Below are 16,783 nucleotides of genomic sequence, written 5' to 3'. Positions count from 1 at the left end.
CACGGCGGCGTATTTTGGCGTGACGTCGTGGCAGCGGTAGTCGAGCAGCTCGATCGATGTGCAGGGCGGAATGAGGAAGGCGGTCGACGCCGATGTGCAGCGCTCTCTACGAGGCGGTGAACGCGTTGCGGACGCACTTCATGCGTTGAGGCAGGGTCGATACCTGGGCTCGTCGATTGGCAAGCGCTCTGGACACCGCTTGGGCTCCTCGCTAGCGACGAGCTACAGATACAGCCGCGCAGCAAACGTCCAGGCGGTTCACGGGATGGCAGTCGATCATCCGCTGCAGGATGTCTCGCAGATAGGCGTAGGGCTCGACGTCGTTCAGCTTGCACGTGGTGATCAGCGAGCTGACCGCTGCCCAGCGATGTCCGCCACCGTCGCTGCCGGCGAACAGATGGTTCTTGCGGCCGAGCGTGACAGGACGGATTGCGCGCTCGACCGGATTGGTATCGAGCTCGGCGCGGCCGTCGTTCAGGAAGCGTGTCAGGCCATGCCACCGCGAGAGCGCATAGCGGATCGCCTCGGCAAGCGTGCTGCGGCCGGAGACCAGGCGGAGCTGCGCATCGAGCCAGACGTTCAGAGCGTCGACGATTGGCTTGGCGAAGGTCCTGCGTTCGGCAAGACGGTAGTCAGGCGATTGGCCGCGGATGCGCGCCTCGATCGCATAGAGTTCGCCGATCCGGCGCAGGGCTTCTGTCGACACGGGAGACGCCGTGGCTTCGGCCACATCGTAAAACTTGCGTCGCGAGTGGCTCCAACACGCTGCGAGCGTGATGCCCTCCTTGTCGGCCAGCTGCTTGAAGCCAGCATATCCGTCGACATGCAGGATACCCTTGAAGGCAGCAAGATGTGCGGCCGGTCGCTCGGCCTTGCGGTCGGGTGCGAACAGGTAGATGGCGGCCGGAGGTTCGGGTCCGCTCCACGGCCGTTGCTCGCGCGCGTACACCCAGAGCCGTCCCGTTTTGGTTCGTCCGCGACCAGGATCAAGCACCGGGATCGGCGTGTCATCGGCAAAGAGATGGTTGGAGGCGAACACGTTCTTGCACAGCCGTTCGTGCAAGGCCTCGAGCCACCAGCATGCGCCGCCAACCCAGCCCGCGAGCGTCGAGCGGCAGAGATCGACGCAGTGACGGTCGAAGATCTGCGCCTGCCGATAGAGCGGAAGGTGATCGCAGTATTTGCTGATCAACACGTGCGCGAGCAGCGCCGGCGTCGCCAAGCCACCGGCGATCAATCGCTCGGGCGCGCCGGCTTGCACCACCGTGCTGCAGGCTCGGCAGGCGTATTTCGGACGGGTAGTGCGCACGACGCGAAGCTGCGCCGGTACCCAATCCAGCATCTCGCTGACGCTCTCACCGATCAGATGGAGAACTCCACCACAGCAGCTGCAAACCCTGTCTTGCACGTCGAGCAGAACGTCTTCGCGTGGCAGATGATCGGGAAGCGGACGGCGTCGCGGCGAAGAGTTGGCTTCCGGTGTGATCTTCGGTTGCGCTTCTGCGACGCGGCGAATGTCGCTGTCGAGATCCTCCAGACCGAGTGCAAGCTGGTCGGGATCGATGCGTTCGGAGCTGCGGCCGAACTGCATTCGCTGCAGCTGTTTGATGATGGATTTGAGCCGCTCGATCTCGGTATCGCGATGGTCGATCGCAGCGGCAATGTCGCGCACCAGGCGCTGCAGAAGCGCAGGATCGGAAGGGAGATTGGTGAGATCGAGCTGCATGACCGATGGTACTCGAACCGGCTTCCTCGTAGAAGAATCGCAACTCAGTTCAGCACTATATTTTGCAGATCATCCTGCAATCGCAGGCTTCCATACGCGTTCTGGCGCACGCCAGTCGATGCCTTCAATCAGCATCGCGAGCTGCGCCGGTGTCAGTGTGATCGATCCATCATAGCCCGCCATCACTGGCCACACGAAGCCGCCCTGATCGATGCGTTTGGTGAACAGACAAAGCCCGTTTCCGTCCCAGAACAGAACCTTCAGGATCGATGCCTTCTTGCCGCGGAAGGCAAACAGATGGCCGGAGAACGGATCCTTCTTGAGCGTGTCCTGGACCAGCATTGCAAGCCCGTCCATGCCCTTGCGCATGTCGGTGTAGCCGAGCGCCAGGTGCACCTTCACGCCTGCAGGAACGAACATCATTGTGCGGCCTCTTTGCTCTCGATCTGCGCTCGCACGGCATCCGGATCGCTGCCGGCGGGAGCGAAGACACGCCGTCCATCATGGAGGTCGACGGCCATCATGCCCTCCGGTGGATGCACGAGATCGCGCAGGTCGCGCGCGGCGGGCATGTCGTCGGGCAGCAGGACGCGGGCGAGCTTGGAGCGCTTCTTTTGCGCAATGCCGAACTGCGCGCGCCAGCGGAACAGCAGCCCGGTGACGATCCCATGCTTGCGCGCGACGGCAGAGACCTTGGCGCCCGGCAGCTCAGTCTCCCTGGCGATCGCGAGCTTTTCCTCGTCGCTGAAGAAACGCCGCGTCGGCGTTTTGGCCGCAGCCGGATCGCCGATTTCGGCGGCTGTCAAGTTGCGTTCGGGCTGTGAGTTCCTAGCACTAGTGCTAACAGCGGGACGGGCGGAGGGATGAAGATGGTCGCGCCAGTCGATCGTGACCTCGCCGGCCGCCAGTCGGTCGCGCCATTTCCGCAGCGAATGCGGCGACAGCTGCACCGCCGAGGCGTAGGCGCGGAGCTCCATTCCGCTCCAGTTCAGTGCCTCGACATGCATAGCCCAGAAAGCCTGGGACGCCCGATTGCGCACATCCGAGGTGATCGTGAACCTGCGCTGCTTCTGCCTTCGGAGCTCCTTTTCTCGCTCTTCCCGGGCGCGCTCGCGGCGCAATTCCGTCTGATATTTCTCGAGCTTAAGTGCAGTCTCGTTGCCGGCCAGCCGCTTCAGCCAACGCCGCAACGTGTTCTCGGTCAGACGTTGCTGCTGGCAGTATTTGCGGATCCCGAGACCACTGCGACGCCACGCTTCGATGTGCAGCGACCACCATTCGCGGCGCGCTCTGTTCTCGAAATGTTTGGGTCCCACCGGAGATTCTCCACAGCAGCAGAGAACTCGAAATGGAACGACAACACACGAGGGGGAAGGTGTGCAGGGACCGGACGCTTACGAGCGACGTTTCTAGGGCTAGGGCAAGATAAAAGCGGCTCGCCGGTTGATCAGCAAGCTATTGACATAGCTTGTGTTCAACGGTGCCGGTCGGTCGTAGCGCGTGCCGCGTTTGCGGTTTTTGCCTGCGAGATCAGTGCTATTCGTGGCACTTATCGTAGCATAGCGAACACAAGCGTATGCGAGCGAGAGTTCTTATTCAGTGCTTGAAACGCAGGACGGAGGGCGAGGCCCAGTCGAGCGATGGAGCTAGCTGAGATGAGAATCGAACGCTCGCTAGGTGACGCTCAGCTCGCGAGTGCTTGTTTGAGATCGTCGATTAGATCTTGTGTCTGCTCCAACCCGATATTCAGGCGGACCAAGCGTGCTCCACAGAATCTCGCATTCGAACCGTTCGCCGGGTAGGCCATGACGAGACTGGTCGTTCCGCCCCAACTGTACCCAGTACGAAAGAGCCGGAGGGCATCGACGAATCCGGCAACGCGCCTCGCAAGCCAATCTTCTGCAAACACGATCGAGAACACGCTCGCCGAGCCGGTAAATTGGTTTCTCCATATCTCGTGACCCGGGCAGTCTGGAATAGCCGGATGGAGAACCAGGGCGACTTCCGGCTGTTCCTTCAGCCATCGAGCGATAACCAAGGTAGAACGCTCAAGGGCATCGAGGCGCACAGCTAGTGTTTCAAGTCCGCGTAACGCCAAGGCGCAGTCGTCGGGGGAAACCGCAAGCCCGAGCAGCCGGTTCACGGAACCTACCCGTTCGTAGGTTGCCTCGTCCCGAACGGAGACCGTGCCGAGCAGCAGGTCGCTATGGCCGCCGACATATTTAGTCAGTGCCTGGACCGACACATCCACGCCGGCGGCGAAGGCGTCGAACAGAATGCCTGCGGCGTAAGTATTGTCCAGCGCAACCGGCACGCCATGTGCGTGAGCAGCCGCCACGATGGCAGGAACATCTTGGACCTCCATCGTGATGGAGCCAGGGCTCTCGCACCAGACAAGGCGCGTTTCAGGCCGGATCAGACGCGCCACGTCGCCGCCGATCATCGGTGGATAGGTTTCGACGGAGATGCCCAAACCTTGCAGAAGCCCGGGGCCTAACTCCTTGTTCGGACCATAAGCGCTCTCGGGCACGAGGACATGCGATCCAGCGGTGCAGAACGCGAGGTAGGCAAGGACGAGAGCCGCCTGTCCACCCGGGACGACAAAACTATGACGCGCTCCTTCGAGGTCCGCGATCCGCAGGCCGAGTTCGAGCACGGTCGGCGTTCCATAGAGGCCGTAGGTGTATCGTTCAGATCGCCAATCGTCCTGCGCGTCCGCCAGGCGCTCGAACACCACAGTCGATCCCCGGTGAACGGCAGGCGCCAATGAGACGAAGTCACCCGGCGGCTCAACCTCTGGCTGGATAAGGCGCGTGCGCCAGTCTCGTCTGTTGCCTAATCGCCCGCGATCTACCATCGGCTCCCCTCTGATCGAGAACATCTCCGCATCACCCTGAGGGCCAATCAGATCAGTCGCGGCAGGCTTAGCTGGTGGATGATTGGGCCGGCACGGTTCGCGGCTGGGTTCCCTCGGTGTCAAGACCGATAACGCAAAGCTCGGAGCCGCAACCGGTGTTCGGAAGCGCGGCGCGCGGCCGCGTACTACCCCTCCAGTTCATAGATATGGCCGGCAAGCCGCTTGCTTCAAGTCCCCCGACACACCGTAGAACCAGCCCCTGTCTATTCTGAGGTGGCAATGACTGTACAAGGACACGAAGTGATCATCGCGGGCGCCGGGCCGACCGGGATGATGCTGGCAGGTGAGTTGGCTCTGGCGGGTGTGGACGTTGCGATCATCGAACGTCGGCTCAACCACGATGTCGAGGGTTCCCGAGCCAGCGGTCTGCACCCGCGCGCCATAGAGATTCTGGATCAGCGGGGCATTGCGGACAGGTTCCTTGCGCAAGGGAAGAAACACTACGCGGTCGCGGTTGCCGGCATGATCGTCGATGCCAGCGATCGTCCGACCCGCCACAATTACACGCTCGGTCTTTGGCAAGAGAAAATTGAGCGCGGGCTCGCCGACTGGATCTCCGAGCTTGCCGTGACGGTTTACCGCGGGTGCGAGTTGGAGACCTTCGTCGATGGCGGAGAATACGTAGAAATCAAAATGGCCGACGGGCGAGCGCTCCGCTGCAGCTACCTAGTCGGTTGTGATGGTGGACGTAGCCGCGTGCGGAAGATGGCCGGCATCCGATTTCCTGGATTGGAGCCCCAGACAAGTTATCTGATCTTCGAGGCCGCCATGACCGATCCGCCACTCGGTATCAGATATGGCGAGCGCGGCTTATATGCACTTGGGCGGTTCGATGATGGCCCCCGCGTGCGCGGCGTCGCAACAGAAATGCAACTGGAGCGGGGTGAAAGACCGGACGAGGAGGCACTCAAGGTCGCGCTCGCGGCTGGCTATGGATCGGATCTAGGTGTCAGTGACGTCACGTGGGTGTCGCGGTTTACCGATGCGGCGCGGCAGGCAGAGACCTATCGAAAGGGACGCATCCTACTGGCAGGGGATGCCGCACATGTCCATTCCCCCGTAGGAGGGCAGGGATTGAACGTGGGCATGCAGGACGCCGTCAACCTCGGATGGAAGCTTGCGCAGGTGGTGAAGGGGATATCATCCGATGCCCTCCTGGCCACCTATCACGAGGAGCGGCACCCCGTCGGGGCGGCGCTGCTTGAGCAGACGCTGGCGCTTACCGCACTGAACCGAGGCGATGAGCGCACGACCGCGCTCCGGGGGCTTATGGCGAAGGTCATGCAGATGGATGAACCAAGGAAATGGTACACCGCGGCAATATCGGGCCTCGACATCCGACATGGTGACGAGGGGACTCATCCTCTGCTTGGTCGCCGCATGCCCGATCTGGACATTAGCGTTGGCGACGGCGGGGGGCCCGCTCGCATATTCGAGCTCCTGCATGAAGCTCGCCCGGTGCTGGTCAACTTCGGGACTCCAGGCTCGCTCTCAGTTGGTCGATGGGGCCGCGTCCGGCTGGTCGATGCACGTTTTGAAGGTGTGTGCGAGCTGCCGGTGATCGGTGCAGTCCCATCCCCGTCCGCCGTCCTCATCCGTCCTGATGGACATGCCGCGTGGGTCGGAGAGGGAACTGACGCTGGTCTCGTGGACGCGCTGGGAACGTGGTGTGGAGACTAGAAGAGAACGTGTCAAATCCGGACGAAATCAGTAAGGAGAGAAAAATGCACTCGAACGCAAAGGTAGGAACACGCCTTTCCGCCAGGAATCCGGCGCGGGCATTCTATTCGGAGAAACTCGGCCTCGAGCCACGATTCGAAAAGCGTTCAAATGCGGTCAGACGCCGCGGCCGGGGCTCGACATCGCCGAGATAGACCTCGTCCCTGAGGAGAACGATCTCGGCCTCGACGGAGGACTGCTGGACGTCGATCTACCAGGATTTCGGACGTCCGTCGGTGGCGTCCGACCACCGGTAGCCACGCTTCTTCGAGGAATTGCTGAGCCCGCAGGGAGACTGCTCCGCCCACACTCGCACGGCCGGCTTGCACGCTGTCTGGAGCAGCGCGGCGAGACTCCTTCAGATCCAACATGAAGTTGGTCGTGCCGATAATTTCTTCGCGTCCGCATCTCAGAAGCCTCGAAGTATAGCAAATTCAGATAAGTCGGCGCGCTCCGTGCGAAGGCTGTTGATGGGATGTTCAGCATCCTCGTAGCCAACAGCCATGCCGCAAAAGATCATGAGATGGGGTGGCAAGGAAATGAATTCGGCAATGGTCTTGTGCCAAATCGCCCACGCTTCTTGCGGGCAGGTGGCTAGTCCCCTTTCAAAGGCCAGCAACATGAGGGATTGCAAGTACATGCCGAGATCAACCCATTCCCCGGCTCCATTTGCCGATCAACGGCAAAGAACAAGCCGACCGGCGCGCCGAAAAACTTAAAATTCTTCGCTAGTTGCTTTAGTCGTGCGGCCTTGTCCTCGCGTGGAATTCCAATTGCGCGATAGAGATCTTCGCCGTTCTTGAAGCGTCGGGTTCTGTAAGGCTCCTTCAGCTCGGGTGGATAGATGTTGTATTCTGCTTTTTCGCCAGTGGGGTCGATCTTCATCCGCTCGGCTACCAGCGACTTGAACCGTTCGAGCTCCTGGCCGGCCAGCGCCCAGACGTGCCAGGGCTGCAGGTTACCGCCCGAAGGTGAACGACCGGCCGCCAGCAGGATGTCCTTGACGGTCTCTCCCGGGACCGGCTTGTCGAGAAACGCGCGGACCGATATTCTTGAGTTTAGAGCGTCCGAAACTTTCATAGCTTCTCCTCGTGCAAAGCAGAAGGCGCGATCCGAATAACCATCTTTCCCAGTGCGGAACGCGTGGTCATTGCCTCGAAGGCATCACGAAAATCCTGGAGGGCGAAGATCCTGCCTACCACAGGGATGAGTGTCCTTTCGTGCAACCAGGCAAATAGCTGGGCAATCACTTGGTCCCGGACGTCCGGTTCGCGGTGGCCGATCTGAGCGAGGTCGACGCCCAGCAGTGCGCCCCCTTTGAGAAGTGGTAAATTGAAGGGCAGCGCAGGAATGCGACCGGACGCAAAGCCGATGACAAGATGACGTCCATTCCAGGCGATCGAACGGAACGCCTGTAGGCTCACGTCACCACCGACCGGGTCAAAGATCACATCGACGCCACGACCGTTAGTGAGAGTTCTTATCTCATCACGCCAACCGTCTGCGGTGTAATCTACCACTGCGTCGGCGCCATAGGCCTTCGCGAACTGCCGTTTCGCATCAGTCGATGCGGCTGCTATGACCGAAGCGCCCAACAGCTTTGCTACTTGTACCGCAGCTATGCCGACGCCGCCAGCTGCGCCAAGCACCAGGAGCGTTTCGCCGTGACAAAGTTTTGCCCGCACACCCAGCGAATAGAGCGCTGTGAGATAATTCGCAAAAAACGAGGCGCCGACTTCCGGTGTCACACCTTCCGGCCGGACGAAAAGCGACGACGCTGGCAGGCAAATGTATTCAGCAAGCCCACCCGATCTGGCCATACCGATAACCGGCGTCCCTGGTGTAAAGCCTTCCACATCGGGGGCGAGCGCATCGACTGTACCTGAAAACTCTGTACCCGGTATGAGGGGCAGGGGATCCTTGGTCTGATATAGACCCTGGACCTTCAATCCATCCACAAAGCCAATGCTTGCCGCCTGTATCCGGACACGAACCATCCCAGGCGTTATCTCCGGTTGTGCCACATCCTTTAGAGCGACTTTGTCGATGGTGTCGTATTTCTCGACCACGACTGCTTTCATGATGGCCTCCTGAGAATTCGGTCGCGTTTAGTCGATCGCGGCATCGGCTCCAAGGCCGGGCGCAGTTGTTCGTTCTCTTCGGTCGGGCGGCAGCAATGAGGCGTGCGCCGAATATCTATTGCGGCTATTCTGAGGCCTCCAGCTGCGCCCAGGACGAGCTGTTCGCCAGGTGCAGCCTCGCGCGCTCTGTCAGTGCATGATAGACAGTGACATAATCGGCGCGAAACGGCGCCCCTGCGTCCAGTACCGAGCTCACCTCAGTCGGTCCTTGCGCTTCCGACTTCGCCGTCGATCAATCCTTCGAGAGGTTGCCACCTCTGACCGTCAAAGCGAATCAGCTGCATCTGCTCGACGGGGAAGAAATCCTTGGCAGACGTATTGATCTTGATACCCGGCAAAAGCATGGGAACGTCAAGGTCTCTTAGGCTGGTCGCTTGCCGCATGACGTTTTCGCGCGTGAGATCGTCCCCACAGCGCTTGAGCACCTCGAGCAAAGTATGTGCTACGGCGTAGCTATAGACGGTGACGCGATCTGCTTTGTCGCCTTCTGGAAAATATTTATCCATGAATGCATTCCAATTTCTTGTGGCGGCGTCGTTGCTCCATGCGGGGTCGCTGGGATCCTTCAGATAGGAACTTGAAATAATCCCCTCGGCGTTTTCCACGCCGGCGGGACGAAGCACGCTCGCGACCGAAGTGGAGACGCTTGCGAGAAAGACGACCGGCTTCCAGTCGAGCTCGGCGAGCTTCCGGATGGCTTGCGCGCTCGCTTTGGGGGTGGTCCAGGACACGAAAACGTCTGCGCCGGAAGCTTTCAGCCGGGCGATGTGAGGATCGATCGTCGGTTCGGACACCTCGAACGACGAGTCCGCGACGATCATCGAGGCCTTCGCGCCCAACCCATCGCGCAGACCTTTCACCTGATCCCGCCCGGCGTCGTCATTTTGCCAAAGCATGGCAATCTTCGCGTTGGGATAGTTCCGTAAGATGTACTTCGCGTAGGCGCGGCCTTCGCTCTGGAAGTTCGGCTGCCAGCCCATCGTCCAGGGAAAATGTTCGGGATCGCCCCACCGGGTCGCGTTGCTCGCAACAAAGAGCTGAGGTACCTTCCGCGCATTCAGGAACTTCTGGATCGCCGCGTTGGAGGCCGTTCCAACAGATTGGTAGATCAGAAGCACTTCATCACCCTCGACGAGCTTTCTTGCCTGCTCCACGGCCTTTGGCGGGCTAAAAGCGTCATCGTAGCTGATAAAGGTGACGGTCCGCCCGTTGATGCCGCCTTCATCGTTTACCTTTCTGAAGAACGCTGCGGCGTTGCGACCGATGGTGCTGTAGGCCGATGCCGGCCCGCTATAGGGAACGATGTTTCCGATCTTGATCTCGTTGTCGGTGACGCCGGGACCATATTTCTTTTCGGCTGCATTAGACGGTAACACCGCGAAGTTTGCCAACAAAGCAGCGGCGACGATAATTGGCAGGCGTTTTCCTAGTAACATTGATTCACCATCGAGCCTCAAGGGTTCGGCTGCAACTGGTTCGAAAGGCAAGGCTCCGGATTCGGGCAGCAGCTCAATCAACCCACGGCGCCAGTTTCTTTCAGGCGAGCGATGTCCCCATCGGAATATCCAAGCTCTTTCAAGATCTGCACGGTGTGCTGCCCCAATTCCGGCGCGGGCTGTGGCGGCCTCTTCTCCACACCACTTATTTGGAATGGGCTGTCCACGATCGCGCCCCGTCCGGGCATCCAAGCAGCCTGAACCAGCGCGCCGGCATGATACATCTGGTTATCGTTGACCAGATCGCCGGCCTTCGCCACGATCGCCGCGGTCAGATCTGCCGCCTGAAACGTGCGCTGCCAATCGGACGAGGAGCGCGTAGCGAATAGCTCGTCGAGGACTGCTACAAGTTCGGCCGCGTTGGCACGCCGCGTTGCTAGAGCCGAGAAGCGTGGGTCGTCGATCAAGGCGGGCAGGCCAACGGCATTGCAGAAGCGCGGCCAGTCGCGTTCCTCCTGCACCAAACTGATCATGAACCACCGGTCGTCAGCGCACCGAAAGAAGCACGTCAAGGCGTTCCGCGTCGCCTTTCGAGGCAGGCGGTATTGGATCTCGCCACCACATAGGACCGCCTGGATCGATGCCGCATTGGACCAGGCTCCATTCGCAAGCAACGACGTCGTGACACAGCTTCCACGGCCCGTGCGCTCTCGGTGAAGAAGCGCCGTGACAATCCCGGCGTAGAGTGTGACGCCCGTTGGCTGATCGCCCATGCCCAGAGTAGGCGCTGCCGGAGGACTCTCGATGTCAGGCCGTACGTTATCGGCCAATCCCGACCGAGCCCAATAGGCGTGCGCATCGAATCCCGGTCTTTCAGCTTCGAGACCCGTTTCCCCGTAACCCGTGAGCGCTGCATAGATGAGACGCGGATTGATTTGCGAAAGCTGCTCATAGCTTATTCCGAGCCGAGAGCGCGAAGCCGGCGACTGGTTGGTGATGAAAACATCGGCGGAACGTACGAGCTGTCCCAGGATGGCTCGGCCAGTCTCGTTCTTGAGGTCTAGCCCGAGCGCGCGCTTGCCGCGCGCGGCCATGGTCCATGCGTAATTGTGGTCGGCCTTTGGCAGGTTGGGGAGACGGCCGAGAACGCGCTGCGGATCTCCGGCGCCGGCCGGCTCGATCTTGACGACGTCCGCACCGAAGTCCGCGAGGATCACGGCCGCCGCCGGGCCGGCGACGAAGGTGGCGCTGTCAATGACTTTGAGGCCCTGGAACACGCCGGTCACGAGATCCTCCCTGCCGCCAAGCGGACTTGATGCTGGCTGGATAAAGCCAGCCAAACCGCCTGATTGCAGATCGTCTAGCACAAAGCACGAAAAGGTTCAACCATTCACATCTCATCTGCCGAGTGGCAGAGTGTCCCTGTGCAGGTTGACCAAGAAGGTTCACCATCGTGTCCAACGAATGGAGAGTTGGATGGCAAGGGGTCTACTTCATTCGATTTCCGCGGCGCACCAATGCTTCACCTCGCCGGAGAAATGGCGGGCGACGCTGGAGCCTCATTTCTCTGGCGCGCGTTACACGCCTCGGCGCGATTCCTTCTTCATGCATGCGCGCGTGGAGAAGCTTGCGGGAATATCATTGTTCGACATCCTGGTAGCGCGGTCGGGTTTGGAAGGTGTCGCGGGCGGATACGGATATTCGGTCAAAGCCATCGAAACACATCCCTGTTTCATCATTTGGCAGCAGGATGGAGTAGCGCGGATACGGCAGAATGATTGCGACATGGAGCTGAGAGGCGGCGAATGGGCCCTCTTTGAAGCGCGACGCCCAACATCATTTCTTGTGCAGGACAATTCCCGAACGATCGGAATGATGTTACCGGGCAGTCATTACGATTGGACAAGGAACGCCCGCTCGGGAGGTGTGCGCCTACAAACATTGCTCGAAACCAGGATCGCAGCCGCAGCCCTGCTGGAAGCATTTGCATCAGCCGAATGGCTGGGACTGCCGTTGCAGTCCGCGTTGGAGATATTCCTGATCGGTGTGGTTGAAGCCTGTCTTCCGCCGCACGCAGCGCCGGGCCGCAACCGTCCCGCTCGCCTGACCTCAAAGATGGACCGGGCCAGGCAAGCAATTGAAGCAAACCTGGCAAACGTCCAGCTTCGTCCCGAGGACATCGGAGAGGCGATCGGCTTGTCTCGTCGCTCGCTCTACAGAATGTTCAGCCAACTGGGCAAGACGCCGATGGAGTATGTTTACGAATTGCGGCTCGCTGAAGCGGCGCGCCGGTTGCGGAGCAAGGGTTGCGATTATCGGGGCATCACCGAGCTCGCTCTCGACGTCGGCTTCGCCGATTCCAGCCACTTCAGCCGGTCATTTCGAAGCCGGTACGGCGTGAGCCCGAAAGAGTGGGCCGCGGCCAGCTAGTGCACGCTGAACGGCACAGTCAGACCTGAACTTGGCACGCTGGAGCGGGATCCCAATCTCGAATGGAGGTTATGCTCGTTTCCAAAAACATCGAGTAGAACGCTCAGGAGGAAACGATGCTGCGGTTGGACGATCAGATAGCCGACCCCCGGACGTATGGCGCTCCGGCGGTGTACGACAAGCTCTTTGCGACTCTCCGTCGGGACGATCCGGTGCGCTGGACCTCACCGGCCGGCTATCGTCCGTTCTGGACGGTGACGCGATACCAGGACATTGTTGAGATTGAGCGACAGAACGAGAAGTTCATCAACGAGCCGAGATTGAGCCTCAATCTCATCGAAGATGAGGAGCGGGTGCGAGCCGGCCCCGGAAGGGGCACCACAAATCCCATGCGCTTGCTCCTCAACATGGACGGAGCCATGCACCGCGCTCACCGCAACATCACACAGTCGTGGTTCTTGCCGGCGAGCCTGCGAAAGATCGAAAGCGACGTAGCTGCCTTGGCAAAGGAATTCGTCGACCTCATGGAAGCGCGCGGCGGCGAGTGTGATTTCGCGCAGGACATCGCAATGTGGTTTCCATTGCGGATGATTATGACCATTCTTGGCGTTCCTCGTCACGATGATCAGAAGATGCTCAGGCTCACCAAGGCCCTCCTAGGGGCTACCGACCCCGAGATGGCGCGCGGTCCTTCGGCGGGCGAGTCGAAGCGCAAAGCAATCGAGGAGTTTTTTGCCTATTTTACTCTGTTGATTGCGGACCGGCGCGAGAGGCCGACAGGCGATCTAGCCAGTGTGATTGCAAATGCTCACGTCGACGGCAGGCCGATCTCCGACATGGAGGCGATCTCGTACTACGTGCTCACTGCGACAGCTGGGCATGATTCGACGAGCGCGTCGATCGCCGGAGGACTACATGCGCTGCTCGCTCATCCATCGGAGATGGAGAAGTTGCGCGGCTCGCCGGATTTGTTGCCATTGGCCGTGGAAGAGATGCTTCGTTGGGTCTCGCCGGTCAGGCATTTCTTCCGCACGGCGACGGACAGCTATGTGCTTCGTGGCCAGCCGATCGCCCCGGGCGACTCGCTCATGATGTGCTACCCCTCGGCCAATCGCGACGAAGATGTCTTCGAGGATCCTTTCACTTTCAAGATCGATCGCGCGCAAAACCGCCACGTGGCCTTCGGCTTTGGCGTGCACCAATGCCTGGGTCTGCAACTGGCGCGGATGGAGATGAAGGCCTTCTTCGCGGAACTTTTAAGCAGAGTCGATCACACCGAGCTCGCTGGTGAGCCAGCCTGGATCGAATCGAGCATAGTCAGCGGGCCGAAGCACTTGCCGATCCGGTATGCAATGCGCAGGTGAGCGACATCAACGCGTGTAGGGCTAGCTCCGAGCGGTCATGGACGGGCAATTCCTGTCGCTGCCGTCGGCGCCCACCTTGCTTTGCGCCAGACATTAGCAGCAGCCCTGATGAAAGGGGAGGGAATGGGCTTGCAGCCGTCACGCACGTCAGGTATCAATGGTACAACCAATAAAATGCGGGAGGATAACGCGCCATGTGGGGACGTGTCGCCGCCGGGGTCGTGGGCTCGCTTGTGTGGAGTGGGTTGGCGCTCGGGGAGCCGTTGAAGATCGGTGTCTTGACCGACATGTCGGGCGTCATCGCCGACACGGTGGGCCGCGGCTCGGTCGTTGCTGCGGAGCTCGCAGTCAGCGACGCCGGCGGCGCCGTGCTCGGCCGGCCGATCGAGATCGTCTCGGCCGACCATCAGCTGAAGCCCGATGTCGGCCTGACCATCGCACGGCGCTGGTTCGATGAGGAGCATGTCGAGGCTATTGCCGACATTCCCGTGTCCACGATCGCACTCGGCGTTCAAAATCTCGCCCATGCGAAGGGAAAGATCGCACTGATCTCGGGCGCTGGGACCCTCGATCTGTACGGCAAGTCGTGCTCGCCGACGGGATTTGTGTGGACCTTCGACACCAGCGTGCTTCCGCGCGCTCCCGTCCTGAGCGCAGCGAAATCCGGTGTGAAGAAGTGGTTCGCGGTCGGACCTGACTACTCCTTTGGGCACCAAATGGAACGGGGCGTCGCGGAGGCGGTGAAGGAGACCGGCGGACAATTGGTCGGCACGCGGCGGGCGGCGATCGGGACTTCGGATTATGCCTCGCTGCTTCTGGCTGCGGAGGAAGCGCGGCCCGATGCGATTGCCTCGTCCTTTGCCGGCCACGACGGGGTGCTTCTGATCGAGAACGCAGTCGAATTCGGGCTGCTGCAGAAGGGCATTCGCATCGCGGGGCTGATGTTGTTCGAGTCCGACGTGCACAGCCTGGGGCTCGACCGCATGCAGGGGGTCTATACGACGACGGCCTTCTATTGGGATACGGACGACAGTACTCGCAGCTTCGCAAGGCGGTTCAGCGAGAAAATGGGGCGACCGCCGTCCGCCCTCCAGGCGGGTGTCTACAGCTCGGTCACGCACTACCTGAAGGCGGTCAAGGCGGCGGGCACGACATCCGGTCCCGAAGTGGCCAGCAAGATGCACGAACTGCCGATCTCGGATCTTACGACGCCTTCGGCCAGGATTCGTGCGGACGGCCGCGTCCTGCGGGACATGTTCCTGGTCCAGGTCAAATCGCCGGAGGAGTCGAAAGGGCCATGGGATTATTTCAAGATCGTCCGGCGGATGAAAGCCGATGAATTGATGTCGGAGGCGCCCAATCCGGATTGCAAGCTGGCAGCCCAGTAATCCGGCTTCTCCGCGCCGGCAGCGGCAGCCATGCGCTCCGCCAAGAGCGCTCGATGACCCGAAACGTACTTTGAGGAATGATGACTCCACCCCAAATGTTTCTCGACGGAACGTCCCGCCCCCGCGACGAAGTGCTGACCAACGCCGCGCGTGCTGCAACCGGGCTGCATGCTTGCGGCGTTGCCGAGGGTGATACCGTCGCGCTGCTGTTGCGCAACGACTTCGCTTTTGTCGAGGCGACACAGGCCGCGGCCCTGATCGGCGCCTATTGCGTGCCAATCAATTGGCATGGCCGGGCCCCGGAGATCGGCTACATCCTCAAGGACGCCAAGCCCAAGGTGTTGGTGGCTCATGCCGACCTCCTCGCAGCCGCTCGTGACGAGCTTCGAGAAATATTGAGCGACATTCTGGTGCTGAGCGTGCCGACGCCGCCTGAGCTCATCAGGCAGTTCGGCGTTCCGTCAGGTGCCGAGAAGCCCAAAGCAACGGACCGCATCTGGCCGGACTGGCTGGCGGAATTCCAGCCCTGGAGCGCTGCCCCGCCACGCGCCCGCGCCACACTGATCTACACGTCGGGTACGACGGGACATCCGAAAGGGGTCAAGCGTGAGCCTGCGACACCCGAACAGACCAAGGCGTATGGCGAGTTGATGCGATCGGTCTACGGCATCACGCCCGGCGTTCGTGTCCTGATCGGCGGGCCGCTCTACCATGCGTCTCCCAACGCCTGCTTGCGTCAGGCTATCAATCAGGCCGAATTGATCGCGTTTCAATCGAAGTTCGAGCCCGAAGACACTCTAGCAATAATCGAGCGGGAGCGCATCACGCATGCCGTCATGGTGCCCACCATGTTCGTGCGTCTGATGCGCCTGCCGGAGGAGATACGTTGCCGCTATGATGTGAGCTCGCTTCGATGGGTGATCCACACTGGCGCGCCCTGTGCGCCGGAAATCAAGAAGGCGCTGATGGACTGGTGGGGGCCGGTGGTCTACGAGACCTACGGTGGCACCGAGGTTGGAGCGGTGATGCTGAGTACGCCGGAGGACTGGCTGGCGCATCCCGGTAGCGTCGGGCGTCTCACGCCTGGTGCGCGGATCGCGCTCTATGGCGAGAACGGCGAGCCCGTTGTGCCTGGCGAGATCGGCGAAATCTATGTCCGGCAGGATTCGCTGGCGGATTTCGTCTATCTCAACGACGCGGCCAAGCGCAAATCGGTCGAGCGGGACGGGCTGATCAGCGTGGGAGATGTGGGCTATCTCAAGGACGGCCGGCTCTATCTGTGCGATCGGCGGTCGGACATGGTAATCTCGGCGGGCGTCAACATCTATCCGGCCGAGATCGAATCGACGCTGATTCAATGTCCTGGCGTCCGGGATTGCGCCGTGTTCGGCATTCCCGATGAGGAGTTCGGTGAATCACTCGCCGCCGCGATCGAGGCCGAGCCCGGATCCGAACTGACGACGGACATGGTTCGCGCCTATCTCGCCGAGCGCATTGCCAAATACAAGGTGCCGCGCCGGATCGATTTCCATGCGGCGCTTCCGCGCGAGGAAAGCGGAAAGATCTTCAAGCGCCGGCTCAGGGACCCGTTCTGGAAAGATGCGGGCCGACGCATCTGATCGTCGGTGCGAACGCTGGAGCGCAGCGCGCTTTGGCGGCAAT

At 60.8% G+C, this 16,783-nt stretch carries 14 protein-coding genes; 5 read left to right on the top strand and 9 right to left on the bottom strand.

Annotated features, from left to right (window positions below; all coding sequences use genetic code 11):
- Positions 1-211 precede the first annotated feature (211 nt).
- The 4 genes from tnpC to ACQR0W_RS29260 form a co-directional block, all read right to left on the bottom strand.
- Positions 212-1,726, bottom strand: coding sequence for an IS66 family transposase (gene tnpC / locus ACQR0W_RS29275; protein WP_434840780.1), 1,515 nt, complete (start codon positions 1,724-1,726; stop codon positions 212-214).
- 69 nt (positions 1,727-1,795) lie between these two features.
- The gene (gene tnpB / locus ACQR0W_RS29270) at positions 1,796-2,122 is read right to left on the bottom strand and encodes an IS66 family insertion sequence element accessory protein TnpB (RefSeq protein ID WP_434840781.1); all 327 of its coding nucleotides are present in this window, start codon (positions 2,120-2,122) and stop codon (positions 1,796-1,798) included.
- Between the two features lie 23 nt (positions 2,123-2,145).
- Positions 2,146-3,042, bottom strand: coding sequence for an IS66 family insertion sequence element accessory protein TnpA (gene tnpA, locus ACQR0W_RS29265; protein ID WP_434888675.1), 897 nt, complete (start codon positions 3,040-3,042; stop codon positions 2,146-2,148).
- Positions 3,043-3,410: 368 nt separating this feature from the next.
- The gene (locus ACQR0W_RS29260) at positions 3,411-4,583 is read right to left on the bottom strand and encodes a cystathionine beta-lyase (protein WP_434888676.1); all 1,173 of its coding nucleotides are present in this window, start codon (positions 4,581-4,583) and stop codon (positions 3,411-3,413) included.
- Positions 4,584-4,862: 279 nt separating this feature from the next.
- Between ACQR0W_RS29260 and ACQR0W_RS29255 the strand changes: the two genes are divergently transcribed.
- Positions 4,863-6,323: an FAD-dependent monooxygenase gene (locus tag ACQR0W_RS29255; protein WP_434840783.1), complete on the top strand. Its 1,461-nt coding sequence runs from the start codon at positions 4,863-4,865 to the stop codon at positions 6,321-6,323.
- Positions 6,324-6,771: 448 nt separating this feature from the next.
- Here ACQR0W_RS29255 and ACQR0W_RS29250 read toward each other — a convergent pair whose 3' ends face one another.
- From ACQR0W_RS29250 to ACQR0W_RS29230, 5 genes are all read right to left on the bottom strand, one after another.
- A complete protein-coding gene (locus tag ACQR0W_RS29250; RefSeq protein ID WP_434840784.1) occupies positions 6,772-6,984 on the bottom strand; it encodes a hypothetical protein in 213 nt (70 codons plus the stop codon).
- Complete coding sequence (locus ACQR0W_RS29245; RefSeq protein ID WP_434840785.1) at positions 6,957-7,442, bottom strand: nitroreductase family protein; 486 nt, start codon at positions 7,440-7,442, stop codon at positions 6,957-6,959. Before ACQR0W_RS29245 ends, ACQR0W_RS29250 begins: the two co-directional genes overlap by 28 nt.
- Positions 7,439-8,443 (bottom strand): NADPH:quinone oxidoreductase family protein, encoded by a 1,005-nt coding sequence (locus ACQR0W_RS29240; protein WP_434840786.1) that lies wholly within the window; start codon positions 8,441-8,443, stop codon positions 7,439-7,441. The genes ACQR0W_RS29245 and ACQR0W_RS29240 overlap by 4 nt, the downstream gene beginning before the upstream one ends.
- Positions 8,444-8,700: 257 nt before the next feature.
- Positions 8,701-9,939 (bottom strand): ABC transporter substrate-binding protein, encoded by a 1,239-nt coding sequence (locus tag ACQR0W_RS29235; RefSeq protein ID WP_434840821.1) that lies wholly within the window; start codon positions 9,937-9,939, stop codon positions 8,701-8,703.
- A gap of 77 nt (positions 9,940-10,016) precedes the next feature.
- Entirely contained in the window at positions 10,017-11,225 is a 1,209-nt protein-coding gene (locus tag ACQR0W_RS29230; RefSeq protein ID WP_434840787.1) for a CaiB/BaiF CoA transferase family protein, read from the bottom strand.
- Between the two features lie 190 nt (positions 11,226-11,415).
- Between ACQR0W_RS29230 and ACQR0W_RS29225 the strand changes: the two genes are divergently transcribed.
- The 4 genes from ACQR0W_RS29225 (at position 11,416) to ACQR0W_RS29210 (ending at position 16,740) form a co-directional block, all read left to right on the top strand.
- Positions 11,416-12,369 (top strand): helix-turn-helix domain-containing protein, encoded by a 954-nt coding sequence (locus ACQR0W_RS29225; RefSeq protein WP_434840788.1) that lies wholly within the window; start codon positions 11,416-11,418, stop codon positions 12,367-12,369.
- A 116-nt stretch (positions 12,370-12,485) separates the two neighbouring features.
- Positions 12,486-13,733 carry a cytochrome P450 gene (locus tag ACQR0W_RS29220; protein ID WP_434840789.1) on the top strand — a complete coding sequence of 416 codons (1,248 nt, stop codon included), beginning with the start codon at positions 12,486-12,488 and terminating at the stop codon, positions 13,731-13,733.
- A gap of 194 nt (positions 13,734-13,927) precedes the next feature.
- The gene (locus ACQR0W_RS29215; protein ID WP_434840790.1) at positions 13,928-15,121 is read left to right on the top strand and encodes an ABC transporter substrate-binding protein; all 1,194 of its coding nucleotides are present in this window, start codon (positions 13,928-13,930) and stop codon (positions 15,119-15,121) included.
- An 80-nt stretch (positions 15,122-15,201) separates the two neighbouring features.
- Positions 15,202-16,740: an acyl-CoA synthetase gene (locus ACQR0W_RS29210; RefSeq protein WP_434840791.1), complete on the top strand. Its 1,539-nt coding sequence runs from the start codon at positions 15,202-15,204 to the stop codon at positions 16,738-16,740.
- Positions 16,741-16,783: the final 43 nt, after the last annotated feature.

Source organism: Bradyrhizobium sp. HKCCYLRH1034, from assembly GCF_051168375.1.
Lineage (GTDB): Bacteria > Pseudomonadota > Alphaproteobacteria > Rhizobiales > Xanthobacteraceae > Bradyrhizobium.
The sequence above is the reverse complement of the archived record's forward strand: the minus strand, read 5'-3'. Positions and strand labels throughout refer to the sequence as shown.

What these genes read in the sequence shown, in the direction of transcription:
- tnpC (WP_434840780.1), bottom strand. Translation starts at nt 1,726, where the DNA reads ATGCAGCTCGATCTCACCAATCTCCCTTCCGATCCTGCGCTTCTGCAG.
- ACQR0W_RS29260 (WP_434888676.1), bottom strand. Translation starts at nt 4,583, where the DNA reads ATGGTAGATCGCGGGCGATTAGGCAACAGACGAGACTGGCGCACGCGC.
- ACQR0W_RS29255 (WP_434840783.1), top strand. Translation starts at nt 4,863, where the DNA reads ATGACTGTACAAGGACACGAAGTGATCATCGCGGGCGCCGGGCCGACC.
- ACQR0W_RS29250 (WP_434840784.1), bottom strand. Translation starts at nt 6,984, where the DNA reads ATGTTGCTGGCCTTTGAAAGGGGACTAGCCACCTGCCCGCAAGAAGCG.
- ACQR0W_RS29245 (WP_434840785.1), bottom strand. Translation starts at nt 7,442, where the DNA reads ATGAAAGTTTCGGACGCTCTAAACTCAAGAATATCGGTCCGCGCGTTT.
- ACQR0W_RS29240 (WP_434840786.1), bottom strand. Translation starts at nt 8,443, where the DNA reads ATGAAAGCAGTCGTGGTCGAGAAATACGACACCATCGACAAAGTCGCT.
- ACQR0W_RS29235 (WP_434840821.1), bottom strand. Translation starts at nt 9,939, where the DNA reads ATGTTACTAGGAAAACGCCTGCCAATTATCGTCGCCGCTGCTTTGTTG.
- ACQR0W_RS29225 (WP_434840788.1), top strand. Translation starts at nt 11,416, where the DNA reads ATGGCAAGGGGTCTACTTCATTCGATTTCCGCGGCGCACCAATGCTTC.
- ACQR0W_RS29220 (WP_434840789.1), top strand. Translation starts at nt 12,486, where the DNA reads ATGCTGCGGTTGGACGATCAGATAGCCGACCCCCGGACGTATGGCGCT.
- ACQR0W_RS29215 (WP_434840790.1), top strand. Translation starts at nt 13,928, where the DNA reads ATGTGGGGACGTGTCGCCGCCGGGGTCGTGGGCTCGCTTGTGTGGAGT.
- ACQR0W_RS29210 (WP_434840791.1), top strand. Translation starts at nt 15,202, where the DNA reads ATGACTCCACCCCAAATGTTTCTCGACGGAACGTCCCGCCCCCGCGAC.